19 protein-coding genes are annotated in these 14463 nt (G+C 60.1%); 10 read left to right on the top strand and 9 right to left on the bottom strand.

Going from position 1 to position 14463, the window contains the following annotated elements; all coding sequences use genetic code 11:
• Positions 1–22: 22 nt before the first annotated feature.
• Positions 23–760 carry a dienelactone hydrolase family protein gene (locus tag QM600_RS00635; protein WP_283259553.1) on the bottom strand — a complete coding sequence of 246 codons (738 nt, stop codon included), beginning with the start codon at positions 758–760 and terminating at the stop codon, positions 23–25.
• Between the two features lie 314 nt (positions 761–1074).
• On the opposite strand from QM600_RS00635, the gene QM600_RS00630 reads away from it, so the two are divergent.
• A complete protein-coding gene (locus QM600_RS00630; RefSeq protein ID WP_283259552.1) occupies positions 1075–1467 on the top strand; it encodes a hypothetical protein in 393 nt (130 codons plus the stop codon).
• 144 nt (positions 1468–1611) lie between these two features.
• Here the strand turns inward: QM600_RS00630 and QM600_RS00625 are convergent, their stop codons facing one another.
• The 5 genes from QM600_RS00625 to QM600_RS00605 form a co-directional block, all read right to left on the bottom strand.
• Positions 1612–2436 (bottom strand): hypothetical protein, encoded by an 825-nt coding sequence (locus QM600_RS00625; protein ID WP_283259551.1) that lies wholly within the window; start codon positions 2434–2436, stop codon positions 1612–1614.
• 390 nt (positions 2437–2826) lie between these two features.
• Positions 2827–4047: a TerD family protein gene (locus tag QM600_RS00620; protein ID WP_283259550.1), complete on the bottom strand. Its 1221-nt coding sequence runs from the start codon at positions 4045–4047 to the stop codon at positions 2827–2829.
• A gap of 73 nt (positions 4048–4120) precedes the next feature.
• Positions 4121–5659: an apolipoprotein N-acyltransferase gene (lnt, locus tag QM600_RS00615; protein WP_283259664.1), complete on the bottom strand. Its 1539-nt coding sequence runs from the start codon at positions 5657–5659 to the stop codon at positions 4121–4123.
• Between the two features lie 49 nt (positions 5660–5708).
• Positions 5709–7307, bottom strand: a complete 1599-nt coding sequence (locus QM600_RS00610; protein WP_283259549.1) for an amidohydrolase — start codon at positions 7305–7307, stop codon at positions 5709–5711.
• A gap of 21 nt (positions 7308–7328) precedes the next feature.
• Positions 7329–7889 carry an FxsA family protein gene (locus QM600_RS00605; protein WP_283259548.1) on the bottom strand — a complete coding sequence of 187 codons (561 nt, stop codon included), beginning with the start codon at positions 7887–7889 and terminating at the stop codon, positions 7329–7331.
• Between the two features lie 240 nt (positions 7890–8129).
• Here QM600_RS00605 and QM600_RS00600 point away from each other — a divergent pair, with 240 nt between their 5' ends.
• Positions 8130–8780: a hypothetical protein gene (locus tag QM600_RS00600; protein ID WP_283259547.1), complete on the top strand. Its 651-nt coding sequence runs from the start codon at positions 8130–8132 to the stop codon at positions 8778–8780.
• 12 nt (positions 8781–8792) lie between these two features.
• Here QM600_RS00600 and QM600_RS00595 read toward each other — a convergent pair whose 3' ends face one another.
• Both QM600_RS00595 and QM600_RS00590 read right to left on the bottom strand, forming a co-directional pair.
• Entirely contained in the window at positions 8793–9452 is a 660-nt protein-coding gene (locus tag QM600_RS00595) for a response regulator (RefSeq protein ID WP_283259546.1), read from the bottom strand.
• Positions 9453–9553: 101 nt separating this feature from the next.
• The gene (locus tag QM600_RS00590; protein WP_283259545.1) at positions 9554–10072 is read right to left on the bottom strand and encodes a flavin reductase family protein; all 519 of its coding nucleotides are present in this window, start codon (positions 10070–10072) and stop codon (positions 9554–9556) included.
• A gap of 139 nt (positions 10073–10211) precedes the next feature.
• On the opposite strand from QM600_RS00590, the gene QM600_RS00585 reads away from it, so the two are divergent.
• Positions 10212–10901, top strand: coding sequence for a HemK2/MTQ2 family protein methyltransferase (locus QM600_RS00585; RefSeq protein ID WP_283259544.1), 690 nt, complete (start codon positions 10212–10214; stop codon positions 10899–10901).
• Positions 10902–11173: 272 nt separating this feature from the next.
• Positions 11174–11560 carry a hypothetical protein gene (locus QM600_RS00580; RefSeq protein WP_502942832.1) on the top strand — a complete coding sequence of 129 codons (387 nt, stop codon included), beginning with the start codon at positions 11174–11176 and terminating at the stop codon, positions 11558–11560.
• Here QM600_RS00580 and QM600_RS00575 read toward each other — a convergent pair.
• On the bottom strand, positions 11551–11862 hold the full coding sequence (locus tag QM600_RS00575; RefSeq protein WP_283259542.1) for a MerR family transcriptional regulator: 312 nt from the start codon (positions 11860–11862) through the stop codon (positions 11551–11553). The genes QM600_RS00580 and QM600_RS00575 overlap by 10 nt on opposite strands.
• A gap of 364 nt (positions 11863–12226) precedes the next feature.
• Here QM600_RS00575 and QM600_RS00570 point away from each other — a divergent pair, with 364 nt between their 5' ends.
• From QM600_RS00570 to QM600_RS00545, 6 genes are all read left to right on the top strand, one after another.
• Entirely contained in the window at positions 12227–12370 is a 144-nt protein-coding gene (locus tag QM600_RS00570) for a hypothetical protein (protein WP_283259541.1), read from the top strand.
• Between the two features lie 98 nt (positions 12371–12468).
• Positions 12469–13014 (top strand): Dps family protein, encoded by a 546-nt coding sequence (locus QM600_RS00565; protein WP_283259540.1) that lies wholly within the window; start codon positions 12469–12471, stop codon positions 13012–13014.
• Between the two features lie 167 nt (positions 13015–13181).
• Entirely contained in the window at positions 13182–13451 is a 270-nt protein-coding gene (locus tag QM600_RS00560; protein ID WP_283259539.1) for a DUF4235 domain-containing protein, read from the top strand.
• A gap of 81 nt (positions 13452–13532) precedes the next feature.
• Positions 13533–13796, top strand: a complete 264-nt coding sequence (locus tag QM600_RS00555; protein ID WP_283259538.1) for a GlsB/YeaQ/YmgE family stress response membrane protein — start codon at positions 13533–13535, stop codon at positions 13794–13796.
• A 117-nt stretch (positions 13797–13913) separates the two neighbouring features.
• Positions 13914–14111, top strand: coding sequence for a CsbD family protein (locus QM600_RS00550; RefSeq protein ID WP_283259537.1), 198 nt, complete (start codon positions 13914–13916; stop codon positions 14109–14111).
• Positions 14112–14218: 107 nt separating this feature from the next.
• Complete coding sequence (locus tag QM600_RS00545; protein WP_283259536.1) at positions 14219–14374, top strand: DUF6131 family protein; 156 nt, start codon at positions 14219–14221, stop codon at positions 14372–14374.
• The last annotated feature ends 89 nt before the right edge of the window (positions 14375–14463 follow it).

The raw sequence follows: 14463 nt of genomic DNA, 5'->3' as shown, positions 1-14463 counted from the left end.
AGTCCGAAGCCGTGTCGACTATTCAGCCGAGATGGCGGGCGAAGAACCGAGCCGAGCTGTCGCGTTCGTACTCTGGCACTGGGTAATGCCTGCCCGAGTAGGCGTGCAACGTCTTCTCCTTCGATGCGAAGGCATCGAACAATGCGATCCCGGACGTGCGGTCGAAATCCTCGTCATCCCACGGAATCCGGTACTCGACCGGGACAGTGAGTCTTCCCGCCGCCTCGATCAGAGCGTCGTCCACAAAAACCCCACCGAAACTCACGGCAGCGATCCGGGGTTCGACTGCCGTCAACATCAGCCCCGTAACGACACCCAACGACACGCCCCCGTAGCCGATCGGCGATTCGGTGCCAATCTCGGGCAGTGCCTGAAGAGCATCCAGGGTTGCCTGCCATTCCGGAACCGCACGCTCCGCCAACGACATGGTGTAGTCGACGACGATCGGAACAATCGACTGGCCGGCCGCCCGGACCTGATGAATCGCCTCGGCCCACCGTTGATCCTGAAGGTTTCGCGGCCGGTCACCATGTCCGGGCGCGTCAATAGCGGCGACGGTGAATCCATTGGTGGTCACGCTGATGAGTGCACTGGCTACCAGCCCCGGCGCCTTCTTGTGCATACCGCCGGAGTGCCCCGACAGGAGCAGCGGTGAGCCGTTGGTTCCGGATATAGGAGACCAGAGCACGCCAGTGATCTCATCCAGTGTGAAATTACGTTCGATGACACCGTTCGACGATGTCTCAGAGGTGAAATGCATGGTGTTACCTTTCGGGATTGCCTTATTCGGGCGCTCCCGGCGACACCTACGTCAATCGCCGATCCGTGAAACGAGTGGGAGCACCCACATGGATACTGCGTTCATGGGTCTCACCTCCTCGCACGATGTCACGGTCTCGGACACGCTATCAACCTGAACCGAATCCCGTCCAACCTATTTCGTGGCGCAACACTTTGGGCTGAACAACCCCGCTTTGAGGTCAATGTCCGTTATCTTCCTCGATAGTGGTTGCAATCTCGTGGCTGCTCCGCGTCCTGTACACGGATGCAGTCACCACGAAAAGGGGTACATCTGTGAATGGTCTCGAAACGCCTGCAACTTGGTCCCGGACCGCCGCCCTATTCGGCACCGGCGCACTCGCTGTTGCGATCACCCTCGGCGGCGCAGTTGGTACCGCGTCAGCCGACAGTCCGGTCACCGATTTCAGCACCAACTTGATTTCGGTGCCCAACACCGCCGACAACACCGTCGTCACCGCTACCGTCACCGTCGATCTCCCGACGGCCGAACGCCCGTTCGGGGTCACGATCACTCCTGCCGGCGCCCTCGGCGACGTTGCCGACGCAGTCAGCGCGTACGTCACTCAAGCGGTCAACGCCTCGATTGCGGCACTCGCGATGATCCAGGCTGGGGCGCCGACCGGTTTGCTCGAGAACTTCGGATCACCGGGGAGTTCCGGGTGGTAAACCAGTCCTGATGCACACAAGCGGCCGCTCACCCTTAGCAGGATGAGCGGCCACAACGTGCTCGGCACGAAGCTGGCACAGTTTGTGCACAGTGAGCACCGTTTCAAACACGTTGAAAACGGTGCTCACTAGAGGAAAAGGGGCCTAGCTTCCATCGCTCTCGGGTAGAACGCGCGCAGCAATGCGCCACATGATCACATAGGCAATCGCACCGACGACGATCAGCGCGATACCCACTGCAGTGGACACCGAATCCGTCACCAATCCCGCGATTCCGGTGATGACCACAAAAACGGGGAGGAAGTCGAACAGTCGAGCGATTGGTTGCGGCGGATCAGTCGGCAGTCCCAGCGCTTGGAGCGCTTTGTTCGGTGCGTACTCCGGATACCACTCGGTGAACGAGACTGCAAAGATCATGCCGCCCAGCTGCAAAATCCACCCGGTCCAGAAATTGCCACTGTTGCCCAACACTGCGTCACCGTACAACCCGACGATTGCCGACCAGGTGAACGAAAGCGCCCACACCAACGTGATGGTGTAGTTGATCCGCAGAAAGAGCGGTGTTGTCCACGTTTCCGGTGGCGCAGACTCTTTCGCGTATTGCAGAGTGAATGGATTGCGGAGAAGCATCGATCCGAATGCGAAGACAACCAGGGCGATGTTGGTCATTTCTCCGCCCCACAGTTCGAACCACCGGATGGTGTCGGCCGATGCGAACAAACCAATTGCGGCGAGTATCCCAAAGTACAGAATGTCGAACATTCCCAACAACTTCAGTGTGCTGCCCCGCCGGTGACTTGCAGCGACGATCAGCAGCGTCAACCCGAGTGCCGCTGCGGCAGAGGCCTCGAATCGTCCTGGTCCGGACACCAACGACAGCAGTATCCAGGGCGCCAATCCGGCGAGCGGAGATTTGAGAACAGAATCGACAATGCTGGGCTTGCGGACGGCGTTCTGCACTTCGGTCATGGAAGTTGCCTCTGTTCATTCGGGGTGAACTTCCACCGCCGAATACCCAGAAAGTGCAACAGTCACCGCCACAAAGAAAAATCGGCGCACACCCGCAATCACGCTATGTTCGGGTAATGGATTCTTCAAGGATACTGGTCGGATTGTTCAGGGCGGCATTGCTCGCGGGATGTACTACGTCCGATCCTGACAGGGAAATAGTTCGACATCGATGATCAGGGGCTCGGTATTCGGCCGATCGTCCCACAAGGGCGATGCGGTGAGTGCAAATGGGAAGCAATCGAGGCCGTAAAGGCGTTACCGGCGACCGAGCGCGTCGTGCACCCGATACCGGTCGCGCCCGAAGAAGAAGCTCAGTGGACCGATATTCCTGGCTGAGCGAGTGCGGCGTCAGCGACGCTTCTTAGGTCCGGGCTCGCATTTCCCGCAGTACTTGTCGAGTCCGATGCCCTTGTTAGCCTTCTTGCTTCGACCCTTCGGACCCGACTTGGGACGCTGCATCCACTGGCCGTCGGTGTCCAGACCAGGCATCCGTTCGCTGAGCGTTTTGCTGTAACGGGTCTCGCCGTCAACGGTCAGAACACCGTCTTGGACGTCGATGTGCGCGATCGTTGCCCAGAACGAGTTCTTTCCGTTGCCGACGAAAACAAGAATTTCGTCGGCGTCAGGACCAGGCAGTCCATCTTTACCGGCCTTGCCGTACCGGATAGCAACACGTGGTTTGCCGAAGGTGTCGATGGCACCCGCACCGTTATCTACGCTCTGATACACGTTGACCAGCAGATCACCATTCTCGTGCGGGATGACGCGAACCTGCTCGACGGCAGCCTTCTTGCCCTTACCCGGACCCGCACTGTCGCCGTAGTGGTAGATGTGCGGCCAGGTTTCCAGTCCGCCACGATGATTCGGCTCGCCACTGATTACGACGTAGTCGTTGGTCTCCTCGTTGCGGCAGAAGAAGTACACGTCGAGGTCACCTTCGCCGTACTTCTTGACCTTGCCACTGTCGTCGTATTTTGCGCCGCGGCCATCCCATTCCAGACCTACGGTCAAGACCCAACTGGGGTCGCCCTGACTTTTACGCAGGTCGATGCGCGCTGTCTTGTCCGGGGAGTCCTTGGTGAGACTGACGGACACTTTTTCGAAGCTGATGGTTGGCGCAGGACTGGGTACGGGCGCTTCCGGTACCGGAGCACTTCTCGGTTCGTCGTTATCGACGTCGATACCGTGTTCGGCGGCAAACGCAGCCAACCCGGCACTGTATCCCTGCCCGACGGCGTCGAGACGCCACCCGGTGCCGCGTCGATAAAGTGCCACCAACTGCAGAACGGTTTCGGTTGTCAAACCTGTTGGGACAAAAGATAATTGCTGCGAGGAGCCGCGCGTGTCCACTTGAATCGACGCTACGTCGGAGAAGTTCTTGCACTGTGCCTCGGTGCTGCCGGTGATCAGGATGCGGTGGACATCGGCCGGTAGTGCGGCCAGGTCGACGGTGATTGCCTCATCCGAAACGAGTGCGACACCAGGCGCTTTCGGGTTGTTGAAGAACACGAAGTCGTCGTCGGTGCGAACCTTGCCGTCTGCGCCGAGGAGAACTGCCGCAATGTCCACGACACCGCCGGTGCCGATCGCGATGGTGTAACTCGGTCGAGCAGATCGGTCTTCGAACCCTTACCTACCTCGGTCATTGCTGCTCTCGTGTTTCGGGAAGTGTGCGTTCACGACGCCTGGAAATCACTGCCATCGCGATTGCGCCCGCCGCGAGGAGACACAGCACTACCTCGGGTGCGGGGCCCATGCGCGACGCCACAGTTTTGTCGGTCGACAGCGGTACATCGGCAACCAGGAATTCGGGGACAAAAAGATCGGTCTGCGAGGTTACGGAACCGTCGGGAGAAATGATCGCGCTGACGCCACTGGTGGCTGCCACGACAACGGCGCGGCCGTGTTCGACGGCCCGTACGCGGGACATCGCCAACTGCTGGTACGTCATCTCGGTGTCACCGAAGGTGGCGTTATTGGTCGGTACGGCCAAGAGTTGCGCTCCGTTACGAACGGATTCCTGGAATGCCCGGTCGAATGCCACTTCGTAGCAGGTGGCGATACCGATCGGCACGCCCGCGGCCTGGACGACACCGTTGCCGTCACCGGGGACGAAGTTGCCGGCGCGATCCGCGTATTCCGAGAATTTCCGGAAGAAGTCTCGGTAGGGCAGGTACTCGCCGAACGGTTGGATGATCTTCTTGTCGTGCTGCTCCTGTGGGCCTTTGTTTCCGTCCCAGACGATCACGGAGTTCGTGGTCGTGCGGTCGGCGTTGACGAGCACGGTACCGACCAGAATCGGCGCACCGATCGATACGGACGCGCGGGTGATGTCGGCTGCGGCATCGATGTTGCGCAACGGATCTATGTCCGACGCATTCTCGGGCCAGATGACGATGTCGGGTTGTGTGACGCGTCCGGCGTCGACTTCCGCCGCCAACCTCAGAGTTTCGGCGACGTGGTTGTCGAGAACCTGCTTGCGTTGCGAGTTGAAGTCCAGCCCCAACCGCGGCACGCTGCCCTGAATGGCTGCCACGGTAATCGTGCGATCACCGGAATCCATGGTGGCGAGAAACGGTGCGACGACGCCAGCCAGAATGACGGGAACGATCGCAGCCGCAACAGCGCCGAAAAATCCTCGGTCCCAACGTTTGGCAGCAACCGCAATCGCTACTGCCGCCAACCCGGTTCCGGTCAGCGCCACCGCAAAACTGAGTAGCGGCGCACCGCCGATGCTCGCGAGCGGAAGCAGCCATCCTTCGGATTGCCCGAATGCGAGCCTGCCCCAAGGGAAGCCGCCGAACGGAACACTGGATCGGAGCCATTCCGTCAATGTCCACACGGCAGCAATCCACAGCGGCGCCCACGGCAACCGCGACACCAGTACGGCCAGCAGCCCGAACAATCCGATGAACAACGACTCCACGGCAGCGAGCGCTATCCACGGCACGGCGCCGACAAACACGCCGATCCACGGCAGTAGCGGCACCAGGAAACCGAGGCCGGCGAGGTAGCCGTATCCGAAACCTGCACGCAGTCGCAGTCCCCCGCGGCCGAAGTTCGTCAGCACACAGGTCAGGAGTGCAATGCCGATCGGCGCGAGAAACCACAGAGGCCTTGGCGGAAATCCCGCGAAGATCAGATACCCGCCGGCCACCGAATACAGCGAGCGCAACCACATCGAACCGGTGAGCACCTCGACTAGGCGCGTGCGTTCACCAGCCGACTGCTCAACGCTCATAGACGACGCGTCCGCGATGCACCGATCGAACGCACACCGGGACCGGAGCGTCGTCGCTCAGTCGCGGCAACGCCGGAACCCGAGACCGCGGATCGGTAGACCAGCGCTGCACCGAATCGGCGGGCGCGCTCACTTCGAGGTCACCGGCCTCCCAGATGACGTACGACGCCGGCGCACCCGGATTGAGCGTTCCGGCAGCGCCGTCGCGGACTCCCCCGGCGCGCCACGCGCCTCGGGTCGCTGCCGAGAACGCTGCGCGCGGCGAGATGCCGCTGCCGTCGGTTCGGTGATGCACTGCGGCTCGGACCATCGCCCACGGTTCGACCGGAGTGACGGGAGCGTCGGAACTGAAGGCCAGTGAGACACCCTTGGCGGCGGCCGGGGCAAAGGGGTTGAGAGCGACGGCGCGCTCGGCGCCCAGACGCGTCGCGTACAGGCCGTCGGTGCCGCCCCAGAGTGCGTCGAAGACCGGTTGGACGCTGGCGATGACGCCCACCGTCGCAAATGTTTCGGCGTCGGCGATCGACATCATCTCGGCGTGCTCGAGGCGATGCCCGAGAGCAGCGACCTTGGGTCCGCCGAGTTCGTCAGCGACCTGACGGAATGCTGCCGCGGCCGCGGAGACCGCCCCGTCACCGATGGCATGGAAACCCGCTTGGATTCCGGCGAGAGTACAGGCGCGGATGTGTGCAGCGATCGCGTCGACGTCGAGGTAGGCATTGCCTGTCGAATCCGGTTGATCTGCATAGGGTTCGAGCAACCAGGCCGTGTGGGATCCCAGAGAACCGTCGATAAAGAGGTCGCCGCCGAGTCCGTGAGCACCGGTCTTGTCGAGGAGGGCGCGTGCATCTTCCTGCGTGGTGACGTGCTCGCCCCAGTAGCCACGAACCTCGACGCCGTGGTCGTGCGCGAGGAGTTCCTGGAAGTCGGTGAGACCGGAGATGTCGGGGCCACCGCACTCGTGGACCGCGACGATTCCACGTGATGCGCACAGATCGAGTGCTGCGGTGCGTGCGTCAGCGCGCTGTTCGGCAGTGAGGAGATTTCGGGCCGAAGCGCGCGCGAAGTGGTGGGCGTCGAAGGTGAGCGGACCATCTTCGGAGTACCCGGCCTGGGATGCGAGTCCCTCGATCCCGTCGCGCAACGCGCTCGAGCAGACTGCCGAGTGCACGTCGATCCGCGAGAGGTACACCTTGCGGCCGGGCGCTGCGGCATCGAGCTCGACCGTCGACGGCGCGGTCGGCTGCACCCATTCGGTGTCGTCCCAACCGTGACCCCAGATAACGGCGTCAGGATTCGCATCGGCGAATGCCGTTACCCGCGAGAGGCATTCGTCGAGTGACGTAGTTCCGACCAGATCGAGCCCGACGATGGTGAGACCCAACGCGGTGATGTGGACGTGAGTGTCGACAAAACCGGGGGTGACAAACGCGCCGCCCAGATCCTCGATTTCCGCGTCGGGATGAAGTGCACGTCCGGCGCGGTCTTCGCCCACCCAGACGACGATGCCGTCGGTGATGGCGAGCGAGGTCGCGTCAGGTGCAAAAGAACTGTAGATCCGGCCGTTGACCAGCAGACGAGTAGTCACAAACGCCAAGTCTGCCTGCTACTACTGCGGCCCCCGCGAACGGGTGGGTGTATCCGTGTCGAGAATCTCACCTTCGAGGACAAGTTCCTTGCCGTTGCTGCTCACATATTCGGTGGCGGCGGTAGGTGTTTCGACGATGATTTCGCCGTCGATGACCTCACCGTTGCCGCGCATCTGCGCTGCATAGCCAACCGTTCCGGCAAAGGCGTCGCCGCCGGCCGCGAAGGCTGCCGCGCGCTTACCTGCCAGAAGTACTGCCAGTGGACGCAGAGCCCAACGCGTCGGGGGAATCAGGAGGAGTAGACCCAGGACTGATGTGACAAGACCGGGAATGAACATCAATGCCGATCCGGCTGCGACCAGGGCCCCGTCAGCGACAGCGAGCGAGGGCGAACCTTCGCCGCGTGTTGCTTTGCGGAATCCGTCCATGACTTTTCGCCACTGCGAACGCATGAGCACCAACCCGACCAGCGAGCCCGCGAGGAACAGCAGCACTGTCCAGGCAATGCCAATGGCGTTGCCCACAAGAACAAGTGCGGCGATCTCGACGATGACGTAAAGCAGGAATACGGCGGCAATCATGGACGTCCCCTTTCAGACTGTCTAGGGATACAACGTACGAGACCTCGATTTTTCTCCCGAGATGCAGTGGGAGCGTGCACCCATTTCATGCCATGGGTCACACACTGCGGCGTGGACTGTGCTCGCCGTTAACTAACGCTCCGCTAACGATTCTAACCCTCAAGTTGACGTTTAGACTCTGTGCGTGATGGAGTCGCTTCAGGCCGGATTTCGTCGGCCGTCAACGTGAAGGAGCCCGACATGAGCCGACTCCCCGGCAAGAAGCTCGCCCGCCGCATTCCCGCCGCACTCGTCGGTGGCGCTGCCGTCGTAGCCCTGACCGCAGGATCCACGCTGTTCGGTGCTGGAACCGCCGGAGCAGCACCTCTCGACCTCAATGCGCTGATTGCACAGGCCGCCGCAATTTCCCCCGATGCGACCACTGCTATACAGCAACTGATCGGCACGGCAGCCGTCGACCAGATCAACACAGCGCTGGGACTCCCGGCATCCGGGAAAACCGAAGCGCAGAACTTCATGTACCCCGCACCGACACTGGGTTGCGGACTCGACGGCGCTCCCGCGACAGTGACACTCGGCACGGCACAAGCAGGACCGAACTTCCCGTCGATACCGTGGGTAAACGCCGACCAACTCCGCTTCCAGGCGATTCCCGCCTACCCGTCCATCCCCAAGACCTCCGGTTTGAGTGTCGCGTGGATGAACACCACCACATTCAAGGGCGGCATCGTGCCCCTGGACGACATGATCCCCATACTCAACACTCCCCTGCTGTCCAAGGTGGTCGACACCGGCGACGGCAAGGTGCTGGCCACAATGTTCGGCAATGTGGATTACATCGACGGAAAGTCCTGCACGATACTTCCGACAGTCGGATCCTTCGACGCTTGACCGACAGCTGGCCTACGCGCTCGGAGTCACCAATCCGGTCTCGTAGGCCAGCACCACCGCTTGAACGCGGTCACGAAGATCCAGCTTTGTCAGTATTCGACCGATATGAGACTTGATCGTCGATTCGGAAAGAAACAGTTGCTGCGCGATTTCTGTGTTCGATCGTCCCGTCGCAACTTGACCGAGAACTTCACGCTCACGCTCGGTCAAGACGTCGAGAATGATCGGATCACGCCGGGGTGCCGGTCCGTCGACGATGAATCGCGCCAACAATCGTCGCGTCACCTTCGGTGATACGACGGCATCTCCGGCGGCGACACTGCGGATCGCCGAGACCAGGTCCTCGGGCGGCGTGTCCTTGAGTAGGAAGCCACTGGCCCCGGCACGCAATGCCCCGAGCGCATGTTCGTCCAGGTCGAAGGTTGTCATCACCAGCACTCGGGATTCGATTCCCGACGCCAGGATCTGTTCGGTCGCACTGACGCCGTCGACGATCGGCATCCGTACGTCCATTAGGACGACATCCGGTTTCAGTGAAATTGCCGCAGTTACGGCCGCGGCCCCGTCCCCCGCTTCGCCGACGACAGAAATATCCTCGTGCGCACCGAGGACCATGTTCAGCCCCATCCGCATGAGTTCCTGGTCGTCGACAATCAGCACGGAGATAGGCACGGCGTAAACCTATCGGTCGGGCGGCGGCGAGGCCACCGACGTCCTTGGGCCCACGGAGACTTCGGGACCTCAGCTGACCTGCTTCGGGTCATGGTTGACCGTCATGCACGATGTCCGGGCTCGAGCCCTCGAACATCGGAGTAGGTGATCACGTCGTCTAATTCTTCAGGTGCAGAGCCTGTTTCGGGTTCGAGAATGAAAGCTACATGATCACCCATGTCAATTTTGTCGATGATCCGCCCTGAAAACCAGGCGGCAGCGTACTCGAGAATCGGTAGTTCGTGTGGGCCGCGGAGCCACGTACAGTGAGCGAACTTGTCGATGTCGTCGCCAGTGGATTCTCCGAACAACGTCGCGATGTCGCCTCGTCGACGGGGAAGAAGCTGGACAGCGAGGTATTCCGAGTCCAAGGCAGTCCGATACGTACGGTTGTTTTTCGACAGACCAACGAGAAAACGCTGCGGCGTGATGCTGATCTGAGATGCAAACCCGACGAGGCACCCCGCCTGTTGGCCTCCGACGCAGGTAGTGACGACAAACATCGGGTAATCCAGCAATCCGACTATCTTGTCGAAGGCACCGCTGTCTGCCTGTCTTGGGTTCTCATCGGGAACCTGCATCTTGTGTCTCCTCGGTTCTCTTCGGCAGTTTTCCGACGCTACGCCTCGCCGAACTGCATGTGTGAGAAGGTGAAACGTATACCGATATCACTACTCCGGATAGATGCTGAACCAGTACGCATGACCTCGAGGAGTAACGATGCTGCTTCGTCTGCCAGGCGTATACCCACCGCAAGAAGACACATGGTTGCTCGCTGACGCCCTGGCAGCTGAGAGCCTGGGGCCGGGCTCACGGGTTCTCGACATCTGCACAGGTGCAGGTGCGTTGAGCGTGCGTGCCGCGTCTGCCGGCGCCGGGTGCGTCACTGCGGTAGATATTTCCCGCCGCGCATTGGCTACCACCTGGATCAACGCCCGTCTGCGCCGGCTGTCGATCCGCGTCGTACACGGCGACCTGACGTCGCCCGTTCGAGATCAGCGTTTCGATGTAGTGGTGTCGAATCCGCCGTACGTTCCGGCACACGACGACGTCTTGCCCACTCGGGGTATCAAGCGGGCATGGGATGCAGGAGTGGATGGGCGAATGCTTCTGGATCGAATCTGTGTGGAGGCGCCCGGGGTGCTCGCGGCGTCGGGCATCTTGTTGATCGCACAGTCGGTGCTGAGCGGGGTCGAAAAGACCCAAGCCATGCTGGAAGAACAGGGATTGTCAGTCGAAATCGTTGCCCGAGCTGAAATACCTTTCGGGCGTGTACTTTCCGCACGCGCAGCACTGTTCGAGGCCCGCGGACTAATCGCCGTGGGGCAACGCACAGAAGAGATCGTTGTCCTTCGTGCGGTCCGATCACTTGTCGAGGTCAACCCTTTGCCTCCGGGTACTGCGCAATGAAGGCTGCCCGGAATCCCGCCGTCGGCCACTGCCATCCGAATCGCAGCTACGAACCCACTGTCGAGTGCTCGAATAACCCGTAGCCAAGGGCCTCGAGAGCCCCTCTGCGGATTCAGCCCTGATCACCCGATACCGCCGGAATCGGGCAATACACGTCTGGGATAGGATCAATTTCAGTTCTTCGTCAAGCAGCGGCGATGGGCTGCCTTCATCCCAGCCATGCGATGCTGCATCGGCCACGTCGAACAGATAGGCAGGCCATGCCCCTCACGGTGAAACATTCCGAAACATACAACGATGCACTGATTGCGTTGGCCGCAGCTACCCATCGCCCCGCCAGTGTTGTCAATGTGGCCGGCGACTACTCGATCCGTGTCGATCTGGAATACAACCGCTACGTCGTCGCCACCAACACACGCCTTGGCTTGTCTGACGAACCTGAATCCAGCGACTCCTGGAGGGTTCGCTTCATTCAGGCCAATATCACCGGTGAAACGGATCAACTGCTCGCCGAAGCGAACCATCAATGGCTCATCGACGCTTTCGATTCCGCGCTCGAATCCCTTGAATCCGACGGAAACAAGATCGTTGCCGACGCACACTTCGGGGATATCAGCCCGACATCAGCTGATGTCCATGATCTCGGAGATCAAGCCTGACCGTCAGCCGATTCGCTCAACTGAGCGATCCGTGCCGCAAGAATTGAATTCTCGGCCTCGAGCGAGAGAATCAACCGAATTCCGACCAAGTTCACGCCGTCATCGATCAACGCCGTGATGCGAGCCAGAGTGCCCAGATCTGATTCGCTGTATCGACGGGTTCCGCCGTCAGTGCGAGTGGGCGTCAACAACCCTCGCCGCTCATAGAGCCTCAAGGTCTGCGGCCCGACTCCGGAGAGTTCAGACATCACCGAGATCCCGTAAACGCCGCGCAGCGAACGTGACTGAGACTCCAACGTCACTGCAAACCTCCCAGGCGTAATCGGCGACCACACGACCTTAGCATCCGAGGGCATTGAATCTAGCCGCCGAGACATAGGTTTCATATCGGCGGACGAGGATTATCAGACTTCGGTTTCTCGAATCCTCGGCATATTGGCTGATCAAGACCGAAAATTTGGCGTCCAGGCACCCCTGGAGGTCAAATTTTCACTCTTTCTGTGTTGCTAATTATCTGCATCTGCTGGTATAGATTTTAGGGCGCCTTGAATGACGTATACCTACCGAAGCACACGCATATTTGGGTGCTGTGAGTCTGCAGAGCACGACGCCAAGGGGAGCGGTACACCCGATTCCCTCCGCACACCCCTCCACCACGGGAGCAAGATGACGACGATCGACATCCCGCCCGCTCAGAGCGGCGAGATCAACTTCGCAAGCCCCACCTTGGCAACGGCTGAACTCAAGCTCCGAATCGCGCTGATGTTCGGGGATCCCATATCGGAGGAGTTGGCCGACAGCGTCGATTGATTCGGTCGACCGAATCGACAGACTCGATCTTTAGTCACACCGCAACTACCGCACTAGATCGGTGCGAACAGTTCGCGATTGCAACGAGAGGAAGACACATGCCAAATTTCACGGTACCGGGACTGAGCACTGAAGACGGCACGAGTGTCGCCGCAGTTCTTCAGGAACGCCTGAGCGCATACAACGACCTGCATCTGACTCTCAAACACATTCACTGGAATGTTGTGGGCCCGAACTTCATCGGCGTCCACGAAATGATCGATCCACAAGTTGAGTTGGTCCGTGGATACGCCGACGACGTCGCCGAAAGGATTGCTGCACTGGGCAACTCCCCCAAGGGCACCGCCGGCGCCATCGCCGCCGACCGCACCTGGGACGACTACTCCGTCGGCCGTGACGACGCAAGCGCACACCTCGCCGCACTGGACCTCGTGTACACCGGCGTCATCACCGACTGCCGTGCAGCGATAGATTCCGTCGGGACGATCGATCCGATCACCGAAGATTTGTTGATCAGCCAGAGTGCTCAGTTGGAAAAATTCCAATGGTTCGTCCGAGCCCACCTCGAGAACTCAGGCGGAAGCCTTGTGCACGAAGGAAGTTCGACGGAACTCGGCGCAGCCGACAAGGCCCGCCAAAACTGAGCCCACCACAGCTTGCTCGCCTCGAGCCTGCTGATGTGCTCAAAACTGCTTGCTGTCCCTAGTGCACCATTCTGGGCTGGGTGACGCCCGAAAGTTGTTCATTTCCACATCGTTTGACGCCGGTATTCGGAAAACGACGTTACTCGAGCGACAGAGGAATTCACGCAATGAGCGCAATGTCAAAAGCAATGTACAAACCACTTTCACTCGCAACGAGTGTTGTCGGTGGAATCGCCGCGGGCGCGGTGTTTCAACAGGTTTGGAAGCGCATCGGGCACAACGACAAAGCCCCTGATCCACAGGACCTCAGCAGATCGACCAAAGAGGTGCTGATTGCGGCAGCGCTGCAAGGCGCAATTTTTGCCGTAGTGAAAGCAGCTGTGGACCGGGCAGGCGCACGGAGTTACCGAGCACTCGCTCACGAGAATCCGACCTGAGGTCGGACCGATCAGCGTGGTCGACACTTGCCGATCCGCCACACCTCGCCAGCTGTTTACACCACTCAAAGGAGATACACCGTGCTCGGACTAGGCATCATCGGATGGATCATCATCGGCGGACTCGCCGGCTGGATCGGCAGCAAGATCATGAAAACCGATGCCTCCATGGGAATCGTGCTCAACATCGTCGTCGGCATCATCGGCGGCCTGATCGGCGGATTCCTGCTCAAACTGTTCGGTGTCGACGTCAACGGCGGCGGCCTGATCTTCAGTTTCTTCACCTGCATACTCGGTGCGGTGATCTTGCTCTTCCTCGTCAAAGCCGTCACCGGCCGACGCTGACACCTACCACTGGCGAAAAGCGCCACGGCGCATCGATAGCGGAGTGAGCTGTGGATCGATCACCGACCGATCCACGAACAAATAGATCGACACCCTCCCGAAAGGATCACGATCACCATGGCTGATTTCATCGACAAGGCAAAGCACAAGGCAGAAGAACTCATCGGCGAAGCAAAAGAGAAGATCGGTCACAAAACCGACAACGACGACCTCGCCGCCGAAGGCACCAAGGATCAGGTTTCAGGTAAAACGAAACAGGTCGGCGACGAAATCTCCGACGCCGCAAGCGATATCAAGAACAAGTTCACCAACTGAGTAGCCCCTCAAACTCTTGCTGACGCCGGTGAACTAAGAAATCGGCCCCGTTTTCTGCAATCCATAGTTCGAGAACCTTCCAGCACAATGAAAGACGAGGATTCACAATGATTGTTCTGGGCATCATATTGGCATTAGTCGGTTACTTCACTGCAATCAGCATTCTGACTACGATCGGCGTCATACTGGTGGTCGTGGGCGCAGTATTGACGCTCCTCGGCACCACTGGCCGCGCGGTGGGTGGCCGCAAAGTCTGGTATTGATCCACCACGTAAATAATTCACTGGTGGGGCGGTGGGCCCCCCGGGGGGGGGGCAAGCCCCCCCCGGCCGAACCCACACCAAAAACCACC

This window comes from Rhodococcus sp. IEGM 1379 (assembly GCF_030056815.1).
Lineage (GTDB): Bacteria > Actinomycetota > Actinomycetes > Mycobacteriales > Mycobacteriaceae > Rhodococcus_F.
The sequence above is the reverse complement of the archived record's forward strand: the minus strand, read 5'-3'. Positions and strand labels throughout refer to the sequence as shown.